Genomic DNA, 18,559 nt, shown 5'->3' with positions numbered 1-18,559 from the left:
CAACCTGGATCGAAGCGGCTTATTCGCCTTCGTCGAAGAAGTTGTTGATCAGCTCGACCAGCGCATCCATGGCGTCGTTGTCCTGCTCACCTTCGGTAAGCAGGTGAACCTGTGTGCCTTTGCCGGCCGCCAGCATCATCACCGCCATGATGCTCTTGCCATCCACCAGCTTGTCCGGTGCGCGGCCAACCCGTACCTGGCAGGGGAAGCGGCCGGCAACGCCGACGAACTTGGCTGCCGCCCGGGCATGCAGGCCCAGCTTGTTGATGATGGTGATTTCGCGGGCGGGCATCGTGGGGCGGATCCTTGGGCTTAGAGGTCGCGGTGGCGGACCTGGACGTTTTTCAGGGATTGCTGCAGCAACTGGCCAAGGCGTTCGGTGATGTAGACCGAGCGGTGGTGGCCGCCGGTGCAGCCGATAGCAATGGTGACGTAGGCGCGGTTGCTGGCGGCGAAGCGGGGTAGCCACTTGAGCAAGTAGCTGGAAATGTCATTGAACATGTCCTCGACGTCTGGCTGTGCGGCCAGGTAGTCGGCGACCGGTTGATCGAGGCCGGAGTGCTCACGCAGTTCGGGCTTCCAGTAGGGATTGGGCAGGCAGCGTACATCGAACACCAGGTCGGCATCGACTGGCATGCCGCGCTTGAAACCAAACGACTCGACCAAAAAGGCTGTGCCGGGCTCGGGCTGGTTGAGCAGGCGCAGCTTGATCGAGTCCCGTAGTTGGTACAGGTTGAGGCTGGTGGTGTCGATCTTCAGGTCTGCCAGGTCGGCAATTGGCCCCAGCAGCTCGCTCTCCACGCGGATCGCTTCTGCCAGCGAACGGTTGGCATTGGTCAGTGGATGGCGACGACGGGTTTCCGAGAAGCGCTTGAGCAGCATGTCTTCGTCGGCATCCAGGAACACCACGTCACACTGGATGTTCCGCGCACGGGCTTCTTCGAGTAGCTCGGGGAAGCGCGTGAGGTGGCTGGGCAGGTTGCGTGCATCGATCGACACGGCAACCTTGGGTTGCAGTAATTCCGTGTTGATCAGTGCATCCTCCGCCAGCTGCGGCAGCAGCCCGGCGGGCAGGTTGTCAATGCAGTAGAAACCGTTGTCTTCCAGGACATCGAGGGCGGTGCTCTTGCCGGAGCCGGACCGGCCGCTGACGATGATCAGGCGCATGTTCAGTGCTCGTTCTGTACGTCCAGGACAACCTGGAACAGGGCCTCACTGCTGGTGGCCGCGCGCAGGCGATCACGGACCTCCTTGCGATCGAGCATGCTGGCGATCTGACGCAGCAGTTCCAGATGCGCATCGGTGGCGGCTTCGGGTACCAGCAGTACAAACAGCAGGTCCACGGGCGCGCCATCGATGGCGTCGTAATCAATAGGTGCTTCCAGGTGCAGCAGGGCGCTAACCGGCGCTGAACAGCCTTCAAGGCGGCAGTGCGGAATGGCGATGCCATTGCCGAAACCGGTCGATCCGAGTTTTTCGCGGGCGACCAGCTTTTCGAAGACGTCTTGCATCTCCAGTTCTGGCACTTGGTCGGCGATGACGGTGGCGACCTTTTCCAGGGCGCGCTTCTTGCTGCCGCCCGGCACGTTCACGAGTGAACGGCCGGGGGTCAGGATGGTTTCAAGTCGGATCATGGATGAGGGGGATCAGCGGGCAGCTGCACCTTGCAGCAGGCTTTGCTGTTTTTCCTTGTGTTTTTTCAGTTGGCGGTCGAGCTTGTCGGCCAAGGCGTCGATCGCTGCATACATGTCTTCGTGTTCGGCGTTGGCTACCACTTCGCCGCCGGGAATCTGCAGGGTCGCCTCGACCTTCTGCTGCAGCTTCTCGACTTTCATGATGACCTGCACGTTGGTGATCTTGTCGAAGTGACTTTCCACGCGGGCGAGCTTTTCAAGCACGTAATCGCGCAGTGGCTGGGTGACTTCTACATGCTGTCCACTGATATTGACTTGCATACAGCTTCTCCTTTGTTGCCCGTGCATAAAGAGGCAGGTCTTGCACCTGCCCCACAAACGCTGTGGCACATCTCAGGGGCTACATCAGTCGCTTGCGCTCACTCGACGGTGCGATGCCGAGGGACTCGCGGTACTTGGCGACGGTGCGACGGGCTACCTGGATGCCTTGTGCCTCCAGTAAACCAGCGATCTTGCTGTCACTCAATGGTTTTTTCTGATTTTCCGCCGCAACCAGTTTTTTGATGATCGCGCGGATCGCCGTGGACGAGCATTCTCCGCCTTCGGAGGTGCTGACGTGGCTGGAGAAAAAGTATTTCAGTTCGTAGATGCCACGCGGTGTATGCATGTATTTCTGCGTGGTAACCCGCGAAATGGTCGACTCGTGCATGCCCACCGCTTCTGCGATGTCATGCAATACCAGCGGCTTCATGGCTTCGTCACCATGGTCGAGGAAACCGCGCTGGTGCTCGACGATCTGTGTGGCAACCTTCATCAGGGTTTCGTTGCGGCTTTGCAGGCTCTTGATGAACCAGCGCGCTTCCTGCAACTGGTTGCGCATGAAGGTGTTGTCGGCGCTGGTATCGGCACGGCGCACGAAACCGGCGTATTGCGGGTTGACGCGCAGGCGCGGGATAGCCTCCTGGTTCAGCTCCACCAGCCAGCGGTCGCTGTCTTTGCGCACGATGACGTCAGGCACCACGTACTCGGGCTCGCTGGACTCGATCTGCGAACCGGGGCGCGGGTTGAGGCTCTGTACCAGTTCGATCACCTGGCGCAGCTCGTCTTCCTTGATTTTCATGCGCCGCATGAGCTGGCTGTAATCGCGGCTGCCGAGCAGGTCGATGAAATCGGTGACCAGGCGCTTGGCTTCGGTCATCCAGGGAGTACTGGCGGGCAACTGGCGCAGTTGCAGCAGCAGGCATTCGCCCAGGTTGCGCGCGCCGACGCCGGCTGGCTCGAACTGCTGGATGCGGTGCAGCACCGCTTCGACCTCGTCCAGCTCGATATCCAGCTCCGGGTCGAAACCGGCGCAGATTTCCTCGAGCGTGTCTTCCAGGTAGCCCTGGCCATTGATGCTGTCGATCAGCGTGACGGCGATCAGGCGGTCGGTGTCGGACATCGGTGCCAGGTTCAGTTGCCACAGCAGGTGGCTCTGCAAGCTCTCGCCGGCTGAGGTGCGGGTGGTGAAGTCCCACTCGTCGTCATCGTTGCTTGGCAGGCTGCTGGCGCTGGTCTGGTAGATGTCTTCCCAGGCGGTATCGACTGGAAGCTCGTTGGGGATGCGCTCGCTCCACTCACCGTCTTCCAGGTTGTCGGCACTGGCGGTGCTTTCCTGGAAACTGTTGTCCTGGACTTCGGCGGCCGGCTTGTTCTCGGCGTTGTCCGCCATCGGGTCGCTGTTGTCGAAGTCGTCGCCGTCTTCCTGACGTTCGAGCATCGGGTTCGACTCCAGCGCTTCCTGGATTTCCTGTTGGAGGTCCAGGGTGGAAAGCTGGAGCAGGCGGATGGCCTGTTGCAACTGCGGTGTCATCGTCAGTTGCTGGCCCATTTTTAGGACGAGCGATGGTTTCATGGCTGGGGCTTAATACCTTGTTCGCCGGCGCGCATGCGCCATCCACTACACGAGGGCGCCGAGGCGCCAGATCAAGCAAGTTTTATGCCTTAAATTGTAGCGTTTGCCTAGAGCACTGTAACAACTTTCACCCCGGTTTCAGGGCGATTTGCCAGTACTCCAGGCATGTGCCGGGGTCAGAGCCGGAACTCGTGACCCAGGTAAACCTCTTTGACCAGCTCGTTGGCCAGGATGGTCTCGGCATCGCCTTCGGCGATCAGGCGGCCATCGTTGACGATATAGGCGGTTTCGCAGATATCCAGGGTTTCGCGCACGTTGTGGTCGGTGATCAGTACACCAATGCCCTTGGCCTTGAGGTGGTGGATGATCTGCTTGATGTCGCCGACCGAAATCGGGTCGACGCCAGCGAACGGTTCGTCCAGCAGGATGAACTTGGGTGCGGTGGCCAGGGCGCGCGCAATCTCGACCCGGCGGCGTTCACCACCGGACAGGCTCATGCCGAGGTTGTCACGGATGTGGCTGATGTGGAACTCCTGTAGCAGGCTTTCCAGTTCTTTGCGGCGCCCGTCGCGGTCGAGGTCCTTGCGGGTCTCGAGGATGGCCATGATGTTGTCGGCCACCGACAGCTTGCGGAAGATCGAGGCCTCCTGCGGCAGGTAGCCGATGCCGGCGCGGGCGCGGCCGTGCATGGGCTGGTGGCTGACATCGAGGTTATCGATAAGCACACGCCCCTGCTCGGCCTGGACCAGCCCGACAATCATGTAGAAGCAAGTGGTCTTGCCGGCGCCGTTGGGGCCAAGCAGGCCGACGATCTGGCCGCTGTCGATCGACAGGCTGACGTCACGTACCACCTGTCGCCCCTTGTAGCTCTTGGCCAGGTGCTGGGCTTTGAGGGTTGCCATTTACTCGGCCTTCTTCTTGGGCTGGATCACCATGTCGATACGCTGACGCGGTGTGGTCACGTTGCCACCGCGACCCGCAGTCGCCACCTGGGTCTGAGTGTTGTAGACGATTTTCTCGCCTTCGGTGGTGTTGCCCTCGTTCTCGACCTTGGCACGGTCGGTGAGGATCACCAGGTCCTTCTGCGACTGGTACTGGATGGTAACGCCCCAGCCTTTCATCTTGTCCGGCTTGGCCGCGCTCTGCTGCTGCTCGAAGTAGGCCAGGTTGCCCACCGAGGTCACCACGTCGATGTCGCCAGAGGCGGAACGGGTGATGGTCACGGTGTTGCCTTTGATCATCATCGAACCCTGGGTGATGATCACGTCGCCGGTGTAGGTGGCCACGCCTTGCTTGTCGTCCAGGTGGGCGTTGTCGGCCTGGATACGGATCGGCTGGTCACGGTCGTTCGGCAGGGCGAGGGCGCTCGCGCTTCCCAGTGCTGCGCTCAGGCTGAGCAAAAGGGGGAGGGTTTTAACGAGCCTCATACTGTCCTCTTACGTTAGAGAGCAAGTCCATCTTGCCTTCTTTCAAATACGCTTTCATTCCTTTGCCCGTAGTAGTGCCACCGGCGCCGTCGATTCTAACGGCTTGCTCGGTCTGCGCATATTGCTTCTGCGGGAACACGGTCATGCGTGAGCTGGTAATGATGGTTTCGCGCTGCTTTTCGTCGGTGCGAGCAACCCGTACCTTGTCGATCAGCTCGACCTCGGTACCGTCCGGGTTGACCTCGGCGCGGGTGCTCTGCACGTGCCACGGGTATTCGGTGCCGCGGTACATGTGCAGGTCCGGCGTGGTCAGCAGGGTGATTTCACTGGCCTTGAGGTGTTCGACCTTGTCGGCGGTCATCTCGTACTGCAGTTTGCCGTCGGGCAGAAACTGCACGCTGTGGGCGTTGATCGCATAGTAGTCGATAGCGCTTTCGTCGACCTGGGCCACCGGCTTGTCGAGGAAGCTTTCCGGGCTGACATTCCAGTAGCCGATCGCCACCAGCAGGGCAGCGATCACTGCGAGCAGCGCAGCATTGCGGGCTTTCTTGCTGAACATGGGCAGCCTTACAGGTAGTTGGCGTTGGCAGCGTCCAGGGTACCCTGGGCCTGCATGATCAGTTCGCAGAATTCACGGGCCGCTCCCTCGCCGCCGCGTGCCTGGGTCACGCCGTGGGCGTGCTGGCGAACGAACGGCGCGGCGTTGGCCACGGCCATGCCCAATGCTACCCGGCGAATGACCGGCAGGTCCGGCAGGTCGTCGCCCAGGTAGGCTACTTGATCATAGCTTAGGCCCAGTTCGGCGAGCAGGCCGTCAAGCACGACCAATTTGTCCTCTCGGCCCTGATACAGGTGCGGGATGCCGAGGTTTCTGGCGCGGCGCTCGACCACCGGGGTCTTGCGGCCGCTGATGATCGCGGTGGTCACGCCCGCGTTCATGAGCATCTTGATGCCCTGGCCGTCGAGGGTGTTGAAGGTCTTGAATTCGCTGCCGTCTTCGAGGAAGTACAGGCGCCCGTCGGTGAGCACGCCGTCCACGTCGAACACTGCCAGCTTGATGTGCTTGCCGCGTTGCATGAGGTCCTGGTCCATTCCATCGCTCCTTACATTACGCCGGCGCGCAGCAGATCGTGCATGTTCAGGGCACCGGTCGGGCGGTCTTCGCGATCCACCACCACCAGGGCGCCGATCTTGTGGTCTTCCATGATCTTCAGGGCTTCGGCGGCAAGCATTTCGGCACGTGCCGTCTTGCCATGCACGGTCATGACCTGATCGATCAGGGTGGTGTGTACGTCGATGTTGCGGTCCAGGCTGCGGCGCAGGTCGCCGTCGGTGAAGATCCCGGCCAGCTTGCCGTCAGCTTCGACGATCACGGTCATGCCCAAACCTTTGCGGGACATTTCAAGGAGCGCGTCCTTGAGCAGGGTGCCACGCGGCACTTGAGGCAGTTCGTCGCCGGCATGCATCACGTTCTCGACCTTGAGCAGCAGGCGTCGGCCCAGTGCGCCACCCGGGTGCGAGAAGGCAAAGTCCTCGGCGGTGAAGCCTCGGGCTTCGAGCAGGGCGATGGCCAGGCAGTCCCCCAGCACCAGCGACGCCGTGGTAGAGGAGGTGGGCGCCAGGTTCAGCGGGCAGGCCTCTTGCGCGACGCGGGCGTCAAGGTTGACCTCGGCGGCCTGGGCCAGGGGCGAATCCGGGTTGCCGGTAAGGCTGATCAGCTTGATGCCCAGGCGCTTGATCAGGGGCAGCAAGGTGACGATCTCTGCGGTGCTGCCGGAATTCGACAGGGCAAGGATGACATCCTCGCGGGTGATCATGCCCATGTCACCATGGCTGGCTTCGGCCGGGTGCACGAAAAATGCCGGGGTGCCGGTGCTGGCCAGGGTGGCGGCGATCTTGTTGCCGATGTGCCCGGACTTGCCCATGCCGACCACGACAACCCGGCCCTTGCAGGCCTGGATCAGTTCGCAGGCCTTGACGAAGTTGTCGTCGATGCGCGCCAGCAGGGCCTCTACGGCCTCGAGTTCCAGGCGCAGGGTGCGTTGGGCGGATTGGATCAGCTCGCTGGATTGGCTCATGTCGAAAAAGCAATGCCTGATGAAAAGGCCGCGATTATACGCGCAATGACAAAAACCCTCACCCTTTCGATTGCTGTGGCGAATGTCATCAAAGCCTGTCTCAGGGCTGAACGACTCGTTGCCCGGCCTTGGGGCGGCGCTGTCAGCGGTGCTATAGTTCGCCGCTATTCGGCCTGCCAGGGGCGCGTGTGCCTTCCTGATGGAGGCCGGCGTCCATTAGGACGAGGCTGCACTAGCAAGGAGTCTAGATGAGTGTGGATAGCGCCTACGCGGTCGAGTTGAAGGGGCTTACCTTCAAACGCGGTTCGCGCAGCATTTTCAGCAACGTCGACATTCGCATCCCGCGCGGCAAGGTCACCGGCATCATGGGGCCATCGGGTTGCGGCAAGACCACGTTGCTCCGCCTGATGGGCGCGCAGCTGCGCCCCTCCAGCGGTGAGGTATGGGTTGCCGGGCAAAACCTGCCGACGCTGTCGCGCAGCGACCTGTTCGACGCCCGCAAGCAGATGGGTGTGCTGTTCCAGAGCGGCGCGCTGTTCACCGACCTCGATGTGTTCGAGAACGTCGCGTTCCCGCTGCGCGTGCACACCCAGCTGTCGGACGAGATGATCCGTGACATCGTGTTGATGAAGCTGCAGGCCGTGGGCCTGCGCGGTGCCATCGACCTGATGCCCGACGAACTGTCTGGCGGCATGAAGCGCCGTGTGGCGCTGGCCCGGGCCATTGCCCTGGACCCGCAGATCCTCATGTACGACGAACCGTTCGTCGGCCAGGACCCGATCGCCATGGGCGTACTGGTGCGCCTGATCCGCCTGCTCAACGATGCGTTAGGCATCACCAGCATCGTCGTATCCCACGACCTGGCAGAAACCGCCAGCATTGCCGACTACATCTATGTGGTGGGGGACGGCCAGGTGTTGGGCCAGGGCACGCCTGATGAGCTGATGGGGTCGGACAACCCACGGATTCGCCAGTTCATGAAGGGCGACCCGGACGGCCCGGTTCCCTTCCACTTTCCTGCGCCTGATTACCGCGCCGACCTGCTGGGGGCGCGTTGATGCGCAGAAGATCCTTACTCGAACGTGTCCGCCTGCTAGGTCGCTCGGCGATCGACGTGCTGGCGGTACTGGGGCGTTCCTGCCTGTTCCTGTTCCATGCACTGATCGGCCGCGGCGGCATCGGCGGCGGTTTCCAGTTGCTGACCAAGCAGCTGTACTCGGTAGGCGTGCTGTCGCTGGCGATCATTGTCGTGTCCGGGGTGTTCATCGGCATGGTGCTGGCGCTGCAGGGCTACAGCATCCTGACCAAATACGGTTCGGAGCAGGCGGTGGGGCAGATGGTCGCCCTGACCCTGCTGCGCGAGCTTGGTCCGGTGGTGACAGCGTTGCTGTTCGCCGGCCGCGCAGGCTCCGCACTGACCGCTGAAATTGGCAACATGAAGTCCACCGAGCAGCTGTCGAGCCTGGAAATGATCGGCGTCGACCCGCTCAAGTACATCGTCGCGCCACGCCTTTGGGCCGGTTTCATCTCGTTGCCGCTGCTGGCGCTGATCTTCAGCGTGGTCGGCATCTGGGGGGGCTCGTGGGTGGCTGTGGACTGGCTGGGTGTATACGAGGGCTCGTTCTGGGCCAACATGCAGAACAGTGTTTCCTTTACCGACGACGTGCTCAACGGGTTGATCAAGAGCCTGGTGTTCGCCTTCGTCACGACCTGGATCGCCGTATTCCAGGGGTACGACTGTGAGCCCACCTCAGAAGGGATCAGCCGTGCCACCACCAAGACCGTGGTCTATGCCTCGTTGGCAGTGCTGGGTCTGGACTTTATTCTGACCGCCTTGATGTTTGGAGATTTCTGATGCAAAACCGCACCCTGGAAATCGGTGTCGGCCTGTTCCTCCTGGCCGGGATCCTGGCGCTGCTGCTGCTGGCCCTGCGTGTCAGCGGGCTGTCGGCCAGCCCGAGCAGCGATACCTATAAAGTTTATGCCTACTTCGACAATATCGCCGGTTTGACGGTCAGAGCTAAAGTGACCATGGCCGGTGTGACGATCGGCAAGGTTACCGCCATCGATCTGGACCGTGATTCCTACACCGGTCGGGTGACGCTGCAGCTGGACAAGTCGGTGGACAACCTGCCGACCGACTCCACGGCCTCGATCCTGACCGCCGGCTTGCTTGGCGAGAAGTACATCGGCATCAGCGTGGGCGGCGAAGACCAGGTGCTCAAGGACGGTGCGACCATCCACGACACCCAGTCAGCACTGGTGCTGGAAGATCTGATTGGCAAGTTCCTGCTCAACTCCGTTGGCAAGGAACCGAAAGAAGCGCAACCGGCTAATTAAGGAGTTTCCATGATTTCGATCCTGCGACGTGGCCTGCTGGTCCTGCTGGCGGCCTTCCCTCTGATGGCCCTGGCCGCGCAGTCGCCGCACGACGTGGTGCAGAGCACCACCACCGAGCTGCTGAGTGAGCTCAAGGCCAACAAAGAGCAGTACAAGTCCAACCCGCAAGCTTTCTACGACACCCTTGACCGGATCCTCGCGCCGGTGGTCGATGCCGACGGTATTTCCAAAAGCATCATGACCGTCAAGTACTCGCGCAAGGCCACGCCCGAGCAGATGCAGCGCTTCCAGGAAAACTTCAAGCGCAGCCTGTTCCAGTTCTACGGTAACGCGCTACTGGAGTACAACAACCAGGGTATCGTCGTAGACCCGGCCAAAGCCGATGACGGCAAGCGCGCTTCCGTAGGTATGAAGGTCACCGGCAACAATGGCGCCGTATACCCGGTGCAGTACACCCTGGAAAACCTGGGTGGCGAATGGAAAGTGCGTAACGTCATCGTCAACGGCATCAACATCGGCAAGCTGTTCCGCGACCAGTTCGCCGATGCCATGCAGCGCAACGGCAACGACCTGGACAAGACCATCGATGGCTGGGCCGGTGAAGTGGCAAAGGCCAAGCAGGCTGCCGACAACTCGCCAGAGAAGACCGTCAAATGAGTGAGGCCGCTGTAAGCATGGCCGAGCCGGGCGTACTGCGCCTGGCTGGCGTGCTGGATTACCGTAGCGGCCCGGTCCTGCGCAAGCAGGGCAAGGCACTGATCGCGGCTTGCCGCGAGGCGCAGCTGGTGCTGGATTGCTCGGCGGTGCAGCACTCCACCAGCGTAGGTCTGTCGCTGTTGCTGGCATTCATGCGCGATGCCCAAGCGGGTGGCAAGGGCTGCCAGGTGCGCAACATGCCCGACGACATGCGGGAAATTGCCGAGGTTTATGACCTCGATGAAGTGCTGGCAACCTGATGGCCCAGCGCGGATGATGGCCCCTCGGTCAGCGAAACCCTCGTTGGGCTTCGCAGGCGAGGGGCTTTTTTGTATGATGGCCGACCCGTGCGCATCGGGCGCCGATTGAGGTTGAGCATGCAGGCCGTAGAAGTTAAAAGCTTCCTTGAAGAGAAATTGCCGGGTTCCCGGGTCGAAGTTGAAGGCGAAGGCTGCAACTTCCAGTTGAACGTGATCAGCGACGAGTTGGCTGGCCTGAGCCCGGTCAAACGCCAGCAGGCGATCTATGCTCACCTGAATCCGTGGATTGCCAATGGCAGCATCCATGCGGTAACCATGAAATTTTTCAGCAGCGCAGCCTGGGCTGAGCGCACCTGAGCCAACTTGGCGGCGAGATTCCAATGGACAAACTGATTATTACTGGCGGCGCTCGCCTTGACGGCGAGATCCGCATTTCGGGTGCGAAGAACGCAGCCCTGCCAATTCTGGCGGCTACCCTGCTGGCTGACGGCCCGGTCACCGTGGGCAACCTGCCGCACCTGCACGACATCACCACCATGATCGAGCTGTTCGGCCGCATGGGCATCGAGCCTGTGATCGACGAAAAGCTGGCGGTGGAGATCGACCCACGCACCATCAAGACCCTGGTCGCGCCTTACGAGCTGGTCAAGACCATGCGCGCCTCGATCCTGGTGCTGGGCCCGATGGTTGCCCGTTTCGGCGAAGCCGAAGTGGCCCTGCCTGGCGGTTGCGCCATTGGCTCACGCCCGGTCGACCTGCACATCCGTGGCCTCGAAGCCATGGGCGCGAAAATCGAAGTGGAAGGCGGCTACATCAAGGCCAAGGCGCCTGAGGGTGGCCTGCGCGGTGCGCACTTCTTCTTCGACACCGTCAGCGTGACCGGTACCGAAAACATCATGATGGCCGCTGCCCTGGCCAAAGGCCGCAGCGTGCTGCAGAACGCCGCGCGTGAGCCGGAAGTGGTCGACCTGGCCAACTTCATCAATGCCATGGGTGGCAACGTCCAGGGCGCTGGCACCGACACCATCACCATCGATGGCGTCGAGCGCCTGCACTCGGCCAACTACCGCGTGATGCCGGACCGCATCGAGACCGGTACCTACCTGGTCGCTGCTGCCGTGACTGGCGGCCGTGTCAAGGTCAAGGACACCGACCCGACCATCCTTGAAGCCGTACTGGAAAAACTCAAGGAAGCCGGCGCCGACATCAACACCGGCGAAGACTGGATCGAGCTGGACATGCACGGCAAGCGGCCGAAAGCCGTCAACCTGCGTACCGCTCCGTACCCGGCGTTCCCGACCGACATGCAGGCGCAGTTCATCTCGCTGAACGCCATTGCCGAAGGCACGGGCGCAGTGATCGAGACCATCTTCGAAAACCGTTTCATGCATGTTTACGAAATGCACCGCATGGGCGCGCAGATCCAGGTCGAAGGCAACACTGCCATCGTCACTGGCGTAAAAGCGCTGAAGGGTGCCCCGGTCATGGCCACCGACCTGCGTGCGTCCGCCAGCCTGGTGCTGTCGGCGCTGGTTGCCGAAGGCGATACCCTGATCGATCGCATCTACCACATCGACCGTGGTTACGAGTGCATCGAAGAGAAACTGCAGATGCTCGGCGCGAAAATCCGCCGCGTACCGGGCTAGTAGCCCGAAGGTGCATGGACGCACCCTTTGAATTGAATGCGGCCAGGTCGATGACCTGGCCGGCAGCAGCCGCTTAAGGACCGACGTTCCAATGTTGACCATCGCGCTTTCCAAAGGCCGTATTCTCGACGATACCCTGCCGTTGCTGGCCGAGGCCGGTATCGTGCCGACCGAGAACCCGGACAAGAGCCGCAAACTGATCATCCCCACCACGCAGGACGACGTGCGCCTGCTGATCGTGCGTGCTACCGACGTGCCGACCTATGTCGAGCATGGTGCCGCCGACCTGGGTGTGGCCGGCAAGGACGTGCTGATGGAGTACGGCGGCCAGGGCCTGTATGAGCCTCTGGACCTGCAGATTGCCCAGTGCAAGCTGATGACGGCTGGCGCGGTTGGCGCGCCTGAGCCCAAGGGCCGCCTGCGCGTGGCCACCAAGTTCGTCAACGTAGCCAAGCGTTACTACGCCGAGCAGGGGCGTCAGGTCGACATCATCAAGCTATATGGCTCGATGGAGCTGGCACCGCTGATCAACCTCGCCGACAAGATCATCGACGTGGTCGACACCGGCAACACCCTGCGTGCCAACGGCCTGGAGCCCCAGGAACTGATCGCCACGATCAGCTCGCGCCTGGTGGTCAACAAGGCCTCCATGAAAATGCAGCACGCCCGTATCCAGAGCCTGATCGACACGCTTCGTCAAGCGGTCGAATCGCGACACCGCGGCTGACTCCTGCGCGCGGCCTTCGCTGTCGCGCCCGTCTATCCGCGTCATAGCCATTTTTCTCGGGTGCCCGCGCGGATGGACTGGTAGCCTAGGGCGCCTGAGCATTCGCTAATAATCGAGGCCCTCGCCATGACCGTGTCCACTGCAATTGCCCGTCTCAACGCCGCTGATCCGGATTTCGCCCGACATCTGGATCATCTGCTGAGCTGGGAAAGTGTGTCCGATGACGCGGTCAATCAGCGCGTGCTCGACATCATCAAGGCCGTGCGTGAGCGCGGTGATGCGGCGCTGGTTGAATTCACCCAGCGTTTCGATGGCGTAGATGCCAAGTCGATTGACGACCTGATCCTCAATCGTGAACGCCTGGAGCTGGCGCTGACCCGCATCACCCCGGCCCAGCGCGAAGCCCTGGAAACAGCCGCCAATCGCGTGCGCATGTACCACGAGCGGCAGAAGCAGGATTCCTGGCAGTACACCGAGGCCGACGGCACTGTGCTTGGCCAGAAGGTTACCCCACTGGACCGTGCTGGCCTGTATGTGCCGGGCGGCAAGGCGTCGTACCCGTCGTCGGTGTTGATGAACGCCATCCCGGCCAAGGTTGCCGGCGTGGCCGAAGTGGTCATGGTGGTACCGACCCCGCGTGGTGAGGTCAACGAGCTGGTGCTGGCGGCCGCGTGCATTGCCGGTGTCGACCGTGTGTTCACCGTCGGTGGTGCCCAGGCTGTTGCCGCGTTGGCCTACGGCACCGAAAGCGTGCCGCAGGTGGACAAGATCGTCGGCCCAGGCAACATCTACGTTGCTACTGCCAAGCGCCATGTGTTCGGCCAGGTGGGCATCGACATGATCGCCGGCCCGTCGGAAATCCTCGTGGTGTGCGACGGCCAGACCGACCCGGACTGGATCGCCATGGACCTGTTCTCCCAGGCCGAGCACGACGAAGACGCCCAGGCCATTCTGGTCAGCCCGGATGCCGCCTTCCTCGACCGCGTTGCCGCCAGCATCGACAAGCTGATGCCGACCATGGAGCGTGCCGAAATCATCGAGAAGTCGATCAACGGCCGTGGTGCACTGATTCAGGTGCGTGACATGCAACAGGCGATGGACGTGGCCAACCGTATTGCACCGGAACACCTGGAACTGTCGGTGGCCGACCCGCAAGCCTGGTTGCCGCACATTCGCCACGCTGGGGCGATCTTCATGGGCCGCCACACCAGCGAAGCGCTGGGCGATTACTGTGCCGGCCCCAACCACGTGTTGCCGACCTCCGGCACCGCACGTTTCTCGTCGCCGCTGGGGGTGTATGACTTCCAGAAGCGTTCGTCGATCATCTTCTGCTCCGAGCAGGGTGCCTCCGAGCTGGGGCACACCGCGTCGGTCCTGGCCCGTGGCGAGTCGCTGACCGCCCACGCCCGCAGCGCTGAATACCGTATCCTGACCCAAGAGAAGGGGAACTGAGCATGAGTCGATTCTGGAGCCCCTTCGTCAAGGACCTGGTGCCTTACGTGCCGGGCGAGCAGCCCAAGCTGGCCCGTCTGGTCAAGCTCAACACCAACGAAAACCCCTATGGCCCATCGCCCAAGGCGCTGGAGGCCATGCGCGGTGAGTTGAACGATAACCTGCGCCTTTACCCGGACCCGAACGGTGACCGCCTCAAGCAAGCGGTGGCCGACTATTACGGCGTAACCCCGGCGCAAGTGTTTGTCGGCAACGGCTCGGATGAGGTGTTGGCGCACATCTTCCACGGCCTGTTCCAGCACGATGCACCGCTGTTGTTCCCGGACATCAGCTACAGCTTCTACCCGGTCTACTGTGGTCTCTACGGTATTGCCTTCGAGCAGGTGGCGCTGGACGAGCAGTTCCAGATCCGCATCGAGGACTACAACAAGCCCAACGCCGGCATCATCTTCCCCAACCCCAACGCGCCGACAGGTTGCCTGATGCCGCTGCAGGCAGTGGAGCAGTTGCTGCAGGCCAACCGTGACTCGGTGGTGGTGGTGGATGAGGCTTACATCGATTTCGGTGGCGAGACGGCCATCAGCCTGGTGGACCGCTACGACAACCTGCTGGTCACCCAGACGCTGTCGAAGTCGCGCTCGCTGGCTGGCCTGCGGGTTGGTCTGGCGGTGGGGCATCCGGACCTGATCGAGGCACTGGAGCGGATCAAGAACAGCTTCAACTCCTACCCGCTGGACCGAGCGGCGATCGTGGGCGCAGCGGTGGCGTTCGAAGACCGTGAGTACTTCGAAGAAACCTGCCGTAAAGTGATCGACAGCCGCGAAGCGTTGGTCGGGCAGTTGCAAGCCAAGGGCTTTGAAGTGTTGCCTTCGGCCGCCAACTTCATCTTCGCCCGCCACCCGCAACAGGATGCCGCCGAACTGGCTGCCCGACTGCGGGAGCAGGGCGTGATCGTGCGTCACTTCAAGCAGGCACGCATTGCCCAGTTCCTGCGCATTACCATCGGTACGCCAGAGATGAACCAGGCGTTGCTCGATGCGTTGAACTGAAGCATTGTCGGGCGCGCCTTTATTAAGAGCGCGCCCGGCTTAATAACTGCTTTCTTCTATGACAAATGCTTTGCCAGCCGGACGGTTACGCACCGCCGCTGGTGTGCCATCGAGCACTAGCACATAGTCGTTCTCCTGCCCCATGCCTTCGGGGTCGGTCCATTGCCCGTCCTTGGCCGGTACTTGCGCAACCACATGCCCGTTCTTGAGTATCGTCAGGTAGCCGGGAGCATTGCTGTTCCAGCGTACCCGCCCTTTGGTTTCGTCGACCCGTACCTTGCGCACGCCGGTATCACCCAGCAAGGGTGTGCCATCCAGTAGCCATTCCGGCAGCAGTTTCAGGCCCATGTGACGTAACACGGTGGGGGCGACCGAGGTTTGCGCAGGCAGGCTGTACAGGTGGTTCGGCCCAGGGTTTTCCGCTGGAATGCCGGGTTGCGAAAGTTCCTGGTTCAACGGCTTGTTGCTGGCAATGAAGATGGTTTTTTCCTGCTCCGACATACCGCCATGCGCTTTGCCCCAGTAATCCCGCCCATGGTCCGTGCTGACGATCACCAGCCAGTCTTCCTGCGGGTTCAGGCGCTGGCGCTCATCGACCTTGTCCAGCAAATGGCCGATCTGGCTGTCGAGCGTGCGCAACGACTGTTGATAGCGTTCGCCAAAGCCGCTGTCGTGGCCAGTCTGGTCTGCTTCATCCAGTTGAATGAAGGTAAAGTCGGCGGGTGTATTGTCCAGGATCTGCAGCGTTCGCTCGATGACGCGTGCATCTGATAAACCACTCTCACGCACATCGGCGCCATGGGCGTCCTCCAGCAGGTAGGCCGTGTTCAGCGGTGACCAGCCGACCACGCTGGACAGGTAGGCATTCGGCATGGCCAGTCGCAGTCGTTTGAACAGGCTGGGAAACGACGGGTCTACCCGCAATGACTCGGCATTGTTGCTGACCCCGTGCTTGTTGCTCCAGACACCCGTCAGCAACGTGACCCATCCCGGGCCGCACAAGGTCGGTTGCTCGCTGGCCTTGCCGTTGATGCCACCCGTATAGGCCTTGCCGTAATACAGCCGCTGGCTGAGGTTGGTCGCGTCGCCCAATTGCAGGTAGCGCTCAAGCTGCACACCATCGAGACCGATTAACAAGGCCTTGGGGCGGCTTGGGTGTCGGGTCGGTTCGCAACCCGGGAGTATGGCCAGAAGCAGCAATAGCAGCAGGCTAGTGAGTCGCATGTCAGGACGCCCTTGAAAGTACACTGCGAGCGTTGCAACAACGTGGGTTGTTCACAACTGGCAGAAATGTCAGGTGGTTTGCGGCGTAGACCGGCCTCCAGTAAGCTTGTGCAAATTCATCGGATGATTGGTTGAGTGCAATGAATACTGAGCTGACCAAGCGTTCCCTGGTTGAGCTTGCTGTGGATCGCATGCGTGAGCGCATCGTGCTGGGCGACTGGCAGGTCGGCCAGCGACTGCCTACCGAGCCGGAGTTGGCCCTGCAACTGGGCATCAGCCGCAATACCGTGCGCGAAGCCATGCGTGTGCTGGCGTTCAGTGGCCTGGTGGAAATTCGCCAAGGTGACGGTAGTTACCTGCGCACGGCCCAGGATCCGCTGCAGGCGGTGCAGGCGATGTCTCGCTGCAGTGCTGAGCAGGCCCGGGAAACCCGTCACATCCTCGAAGCCGAAGCCATCGGCTTGGCGGCGCTGCGCCGTACCGATGCCGATCTGCAGGCGCTACGCGATGCGCTGGCCAGCAGCGCCGGGCACTTTCACGGGGATGTCGATGCTTATGTGGCCTGCGACCTGGTGTTCCACCAGCGGTTGGTCGATGCCGCCCACAACCCGGCGTTAAGCGAGCTGTATCGCTACTTTTCCGGGGTGGTGGCTGCCGCGCTGCAACGCAACATGGCGACTGTTCCGCGGTGTCAGGCCACGTTCGACCTGCACGGCCAGATCCTCGAAGCCATCGAACAACGCGACGCGGAGCGGGCCAAGCGCCTCAGCCGCACCCTCATCGAATCCTGACACCGAGAAGGCCATGGCTGAATCCATCACCCGCAATACCCCGCCGAACGAGCGGGACCTCGATGAGCTGCTGATCGATGCCGAGGCTGACGACGAGCAGGTGCAGCAGCAGCCTGTAGTGTTGCGGCGGCCCTGGCTGTTGCTGCTGGGCCTGGTGCTGGTAGCCTTGAACCTGCGCCCGGCGTTGTCGAGCATGGCGCCGGTGCTGGGGCTGGTGTCTGAAGGGCTGGGGCTGAGTGCCTCGCAGGCCGGCTTGCTGACCACCTTGCCGGTGCTGTGCCTGGGGCTGTTCGCGCCGCTGGCACCCTTGCTGGCGCGGCGTTTTGGCAGTGAGCGGGTGATCCTCGGCATTCTTGTCACGTTGGCGCTGGGTATCGGGGTGCGAAGCGCCTTCGGCCCCGTTGGCGTGTTCCTCGGCAGCCTGATGGCGGGGGCGAGCATTGGCATTATCGGCGTGCTGCTGCCGGGTATCGTCAAGCGCGACTTCCCGCAGCACGCCGGCACGCTGACCGGTGTGTACACCATGGCGTTGTGCCTGGGCGCCGCCATGGCGGCGGGGGCTACCGTACCGTTGGCCCAGCATTTTGGCGGTAGTTGGGCACTTGGGCTGGGCTTCTGGGTATTGCCGGCCTTGCTGGCGATGCTGGTGTGGCTGCCACAGGCCCGCCAGGGGCATGGCCTGCACAAGGTGGCTTATCGTGTACGGGGCCTGTGGCGCGATCCGCTGGCCTGGCAGGTGACCTTGTACATGGGCTTGCAGTCATCGCTGGCTTACATCGTGTTCGGTTGGTTGCCATCGATCCTGATAGGCCGTGGCCTGAGCCCGACCGAGGCAGGGCTGGTGCTGTCGGGGTCGGTGATCGTGCAGCTGGTCAGCTCGCTGAGTGCGCCCTGGCTAGCCACCCGTGGCAAGGACCAACGCCTGGCGATCGTGCTGGTCATGTTGATTACCCTGGCGGGCCTGTTCGGTTGCCTGTATGCGCCGGTTTCGGGGCTGTGGGGATGGGCCGTGGTGCTGGGCCTGGGGCAGGGCGGTACTTTTGCCCTGGCGCTGACCCTGATTGTGCTGCGTTCGAAAGACGCCCATGTAGCGGCGAACCTGTCGAGCATGGCGCAGGGCGTGGGTTACACCTTGGCGTCGATGGGGCCGTTTGCGGTGGGGCTGGTGCATGACCTTACCGGGGGCTGGGCCGCGCTGGGGTGGATTTTTGCGGTATTGGGTATTGGTGCCATCGTGTTCGGGCTGGGTGCCGGGCGGGCGTTGCATGTGCAGGTGACCAGCGAAAAAGTCTGAGACGGGTGATGGCAGTGCCGGCCTCTTCGCGGGTACTGGCATAAGCT

General features: G+C 62.0%; 23 protein-coding genes. 12 read left to right on the top strand and 11 right to left on the bottom strand.

Annotated features, from left to right (window positions below; all coding sequences use genetic code 11):
* Positions 1-19: 19 nt before the first annotated feature.
* From FHW75_RS09160 to FHW75_RS09115, 10 genes are all read right to left on the bottom strand, one after another.
* Positions 20-292: an HPr family phosphocarrier protein gene (locus FHW75_RS09160; RefSeq protein WP_016713141.1), complete on the bottom strand. Its 273-nt coding sequence runs from the start codon at positions 290-292 to the stop codon at positions 20-22.
* Between the two features lie 20 nt (positions 293-312).
* Positions 313-1,167 carry an RNase adapter RapZ gene (gene rapZ, locus FHW75_RS09155; protein ID WP_016713140.1) on the bottom strand — a complete coding sequence of 285 codons (855 nt, stop codon included), beginning with the start codon at positions 1,165-1,167 and terminating at the stop codon, positions 313-315.
* A gap of 2 nt (positions 1,168-1,169) precedes the next feature.
* Positions 1,170-1,634, bottom strand: coding sequence for a PTS IIA-like nitrogen regulatory protein PtsN (gene ptsN / locus FHW75_RS09150; RefSeq protein WP_016713139.1), 465 nt, complete (start codon positions 1,632-1,634; stop codon positions 1,170-1,172).
* Positions 1,635-1,646: 12 nt separating this feature from the next.
* A complete protein-coding gene (hpf, locus tag FHW75_RS09145; RefSeq protein WP_003255135.1) occupies positions 1,647-1,955 on the bottom strand; it encodes a ribosome hibernation-promoting factor, HPF/YfiA family in 309 nt (102 codons plus the stop codon).
* A gap of 79 nt (positions 1,956-2,034) precedes the next feature.
* The gene (locus FHW75_RS09140; RefSeq protein ID WP_025753783.1) at positions 2,035-3,528 is read right to left on the bottom strand and encodes an RNA polymerase factor sigma-54; all 1,494 of its coding nucleotides are present in this window, start codon (positions 3,526-3,528) and stop codon (positions 2,035-2,037) included.
* 176 nt (positions 3,529-3,704) lie between these two features.
* On the bottom strand, positions 3,705-4,430 hold the full coding sequence (gene lptB / locus FHW75_RS09135; protein ID WP_010952146.1) for an LPS export ABC transporter ATP-binding protein: 726 nt from the start codon (positions 4,428-4,430) through the stop codon (positions 3,705-3,707).
* Positions 4,431-4,955 carry a lipopolysaccharide transport periplasmic protein LptA gene (lptA, locus tag FHW75_RS09130; RefSeq protein ID WP_012270658.1) on the bottom strand — a complete coding sequence of 175 codons (525 nt, stop codon included), beginning with the start codon at positions 4,953-4,955 and terminating at the stop codon, positions 4,431-4,433. It abuts the gene before it with no gap.
* Complete coding sequence (gene lptC / locus FHW75_RS09125) at positions 4,942-5,514, bottom strand: LPS export ABC transporter periplasmic protein LptC (RefSeq protein WP_019099457.1); 573 nt, start codon at positions 5,512-5,514, stop codon at positions 4,942-4,944. The genes lptA and lptC overlap by 14 nt, the downstream gene beginning before the upstream one ends.
* Positions 5,515-5,522: 8 nt before the next feature.
* Positions 5,523-6,047, bottom strand: coding sequence for an HAD family hydrolase (locus FHW75_RS09120; RefSeq protein WP_183673525.1), 525 nt, complete (start codon positions 6,045-6,047; stop codon positions 5,523-5,525).
* Positions 6,048-6,058: 11 nt separating this feature from the next.
* Positions 6,059-7,033 (bottom strand): KpsF/GutQ family sugar-phosphate isomerase, encoded by a 975-nt coding sequence (locus tag FHW75_RS09115; RefSeq protein WP_019099458.1) that lies wholly within the window; start codon positions 7,031-7,033, stop codon positions 6,059-6,061.
* 248 nt (positions 7,034-7,281) lie between these two features.
* Here FHW75_RS09115 and FHW75_RS09110 point away from each other — a divergent pair, with 248 nt between their 5' ends.
* The 10 genes from FHW75_RS09110 to hisC all read left to right on the top strand — a co-directional run bounded on the left by FHW75_RS09110 (position 7,282) and on the right by hisC (position 15,203).
* Positions 7,282-8,091 (top strand): ATP-binding cassette domain-containing protein, encoded by an 810-nt coding sequence (locus FHW75_RS09110; RefSeq protein ID WP_016713134.1) that lies wholly within the window; start codon positions 7,282-7,284, stop codon positions 8,089-8,091.
* Positions 8,091-8,888, top strand: coding sequence for a lipid asymmetry maintenance ABC transporter permease subunit MlaE (gene mlaE / locus FHW75_RS09105; protein ID WP_016713133.1), 798 nt, complete (start codon positions 8,091-8,093; stop codon positions 8,886-8,888). Before FHW75_RS09110 ends, mlaE begins: the two co-directional genes overlap by 1 nt.
* Positions 8,888-9,373 (top strand): outer membrane lipid asymmetry maintenance protein MlaD, encoded by a 486-nt coding sequence (mlaD, locus tag FHW75_RS09100; protein ID WP_016485045.1) that lies wholly within the window; start codon positions 8,888-8,890, stop codon positions 9,371-9,373. Before mlaE ends, mlaD begins: the two co-directional genes overlap by 1 nt.
* Before the next feature lie 9 nt (positions 9,374-9,382).
* Entirely contained in the window at positions 9,383-10,030 is a 648-nt protein-coding gene (locus FHW75_RS09095; protein ID WP_019099459.1) for a phospholipid-binding protein MlaC, read from the top strand.
* Complete coding sequence (locus tag FHW75_RS09090) at positions 10,027-10,329, top strand: lipid asymmetry maintenance protein MlaB (protein ID WP_016713131.1); 303 nt, start codon at positions 10,027-10,029, stop codon at positions 10,327-10,329. The genes FHW75_RS09095 and FHW75_RS09090 overlap by 4 nt, the downstream gene beginning before the upstream one ends.
* 117 nt (positions 10,330-10,446) lie before the next feature.
* Entirely contained in the window at positions 10,447-10,686 is a 240-nt protein-coding gene (locus tag FHW75_RS09085) for a BolA family protein (RefSeq protein ID WP_003255121.1), read from the top strand.
* Positions 10,687-10,709: 23 nt separating this feature from the next.
* Positions 10,710-11,975 (top strand): UDP-N-acetylglucosamine 1-carboxyvinyltransferase, encoded by a 1,266-nt coding sequence (murA, locus tag FHW75_RS09080; RefSeq protein WP_016713130.1) that lies wholly within the window; start codon positions 10,710-10,712, stop codon positions 11,973-11,975.
* 91 nt (positions 11,976-12,066) lie between these two features.
* Complete coding sequence (hisG, locus tag FHW75_RS09075) at positions 12,067-12,702, top strand: ATP phosphoribosyltransferase (RefSeq protein WP_016713129.1); 636 nt, start codon at positions 12,067-12,069, stop codon at positions 12,700-12,702.
* 126 nt (positions 12,703-12,828) lie between these two features.
* Positions 12,829-14,154 carry a histidinol dehydrogenase gene (gene hisD, locus FHW75_RS09070; protein WP_025753782.1) on the top strand — a complete coding sequence of 442 codons (1,326 nt, stop codon included), beginning with the start codon at positions 12,829-12,831 and terminating at the stop codon, positions 14,152-14,154.
* A 2-nt stretch (positions 14,155-14,156) separates the two neighbouring features.
* Positions 14,157-15,203, top strand: coding sequence for a histidinol-phosphate transaminase (hisC, locus tag FHW75_RS09065; protein WP_016713127.1), 1,047 nt, complete (start codon positions 14,157-14,159; stop codon positions 15,201-15,203).
* A gap of 39 nt (positions 15,204-15,242) precedes the next feature.
* On the opposite strand, the gene FHW75_RS09060 is transcribed toward hisC, so the two are convergent.
* Positions 15,243-16,427 carry an alkaline phosphatase family protein gene (locus FHW75_RS09060; RefSeq protein ID WP_026020500.1) on the bottom strand — a complete coding sequence of 395 codons (1,185 nt, stop codon included), beginning with the start codon at positions 16,425-16,427 and terminating at the stop codon, positions 15,243-15,245.
* 140 nt (positions 16,428-16,567) lie between these two features.
* Here FHW75_RS09060 and FHW75_RS09055 point away from each other — a divergent pair, with 140 nt between their 5' ends.
* Positions 16,568-17,218, top strand: coding sequence for a FadR/GntR family transcriptional regulator (locus FHW75_RS09055; protein ID WP_019099462.1), 651 nt, complete (start codon positions 16,568-16,570; stop codon positions 17,216-17,218).
* A gap of 13 nt (positions 17,219-17,231) precedes the next feature.
* A complete protein-coding gene (locus FHW75_RS09050; protein WP_025753780.1) occupies positions 17,232-18,512 on the top strand; it encodes an MFS transporter in 1,281 nt (426 codons plus the stop codon).
* Positions 18,513-18,559 lie beyond the last annotated feature (47 nt).

This window comes from Pseudomonas sp. OG7, assembly GCF_014192825.1.
GTDB lineage: Bacteria > Pseudomonadota > Gammaproteobacteria > Pseudomonadales > Pseudomonadaceae > Aquipseudomonas > Aquipseudomonas monteilii.
This window is presented reverse-complemented; position numbering and strand designations above follow the sequence as displayed.

Excerpts from the sequence above, each read along its gene's own strand:
- FHW75_RS09160 (WP_016713141.1), bottom strand. The coding sequence starts at position 292 with ATGCCCGCCCGCGAAATCACCATCATCAACAAGCTGGGCCTGCATGCC.
- rapZ (WP_016713140.1), bottom strand. The coding sequence starts at position 1,167 with ATGCGCCTGATCATCGTCAGCGGCCGGTCCGGCTCCGGCAAGAGCACC.
- ptsN (WP_016713139.1), bottom strand. The coding sequence starts at position 1,634 with ATGATCCGACTTGAAACCATCCTGACCCCCGGCCGTTCACTCGTGAAC.
- hpf (WP_003255135.1), bottom strand. The coding sequence starts at position 1,955 with ATGCAAGTCAATATCAGTGGACAGCATGTAGAAGTCACCCAGCCACTG.
- FHW75_RS09140 (WP_025753783.1), bottom strand. The coding sequence starts at position 3,528 with ATGAAACCATCGCTCGTCCTAAAAATGGGCCAGCAACTGACGATGACA.
- lptB (WP_010952146.1), bottom strand. The coding sequence starts at position 4,430 with ATGGCAACCCTCAAAGCCCAGCACCTGGCCAAGAGCTACAAGGGGCGA.
- lptA (WP_012270658.1), bottom strand. The coding sequence starts at position 4,955 with ATGAGGCTCGTTAAAACCCTCCCCCTTTTGCTCAGCCTGAGCGCAGCA.
- lptC (WP_019099457.1), bottom strand. The coding sequence starts at position 5,514 with ATGTTCAGCAAGAAAGCCCGCAATGCTGCGCTGCTCGCAGTGATCGCT.
- FHW75_RS09120 (WP_183673525.1), bottom strand. The coding sequence starts at position 6,047 with ATGGACCAGGACCTCATGCAACGCGGCAAGCACATCAAGCTGGCAGTG.
- FHW75_RS09115 (WP_019099458.1), bottom strand. The coding sequence starts at position 7,033 with ATGAGCCAATCCAGCGAGCTGATCCAATCCGCCCAACGCACCCTGCGC.
- FHW75_RS09110 (WP_016713134.1), top strand. The coding sequence starts at position 7,282 with ATGAGTGTGGATAGCGCCTACGCGGTCGAGTTGAAGGGGCTTACCTTC.
- mlaE (WP_016713133.1), top strand. The coding sequence starts at position 8,091 with ATGCGCAGAAGATCCTTACTCGAACGTGTCCGCCTGCTAGGTCGCTCG.
- mlaD (WP_016485045.1), top strand. The coding sequence starts at position 8,888 with ATGCAAAACCGCACCCTGGAAATCGGTGTCGGCCTGTTCCTCCTGGCC.
- FHW75_RS09095 (WP_019099459.1), top strand. The coding sequence starts at position 9,383 with ATGATTTCGATCCTGCGACGTGGCCTGCTGGTCCTGCTGGCGGCCTTC.
- FHW75_RS09090 (WP_016713131.1), top strand. The coding sequence starts at position 10,027 with ATGAGTGAGGCCGCTGTAAGCATGGCCGAGCCGGGCGTACTGCGCCTG.
- FHW75_RS09085 (WP_003255121.1), top strand. The coding sequence starts at position 10,447 with ATGCAGGCCGTAGAAGTTAAAAGCTTCCTTGAAGAGAAATTGCCGGGT.
- murA (WP_016713130.1), top strand. The coding sequence starts at position 10,710 with ATGGACAAACTGATTATTACTGGCGGCGCTCGCCTTGACGGCGAGATC.
- hisG (WP_016713129.1), top strand. The coding sequence starts at position 12,067 with ATGTTGACCATCGCGCTTTCCAAAGGCCGTATTCTCGACGATACCCTG.
- hisD (WP_025753782.1), top strand. The coding sequence starts at position 12,829 with ATGACCGTGTCCACTGCAATTGCCCGTCTCAACGCCGCTGATCCGGAT.
- hisC (WP_016713127.1), top strand. The coding sequence starts at position 14,157 with ATGAGTCGATTCTGGAGCCCCTTCGTCAAGGACCTGGTGCCTTACGTG.
- FHW75_RS09060 (WP_026020500.1), bottom strand. The coding sequence starts at position 16,427 with ATGCGACTCACTAGCCTGCTGCTATTGCTGCTTCTGGCCATACTCCCG.
- FHW75_RS09055 (WP_019099462.1), top strand. The coding sequence starts at position 16,568 with ATGAATACTGAGCTGACCAAGCGTTCCCTGGTTGAGCTTGCTGTGGAT.
- FHW75_RS09050 (WP_025753780.1), top strand. The coding sequence starts at position 17,232 with ATGGCTGAATCCATCACCCGCAATACCCCGCCGAACGAGCGGGACCTC.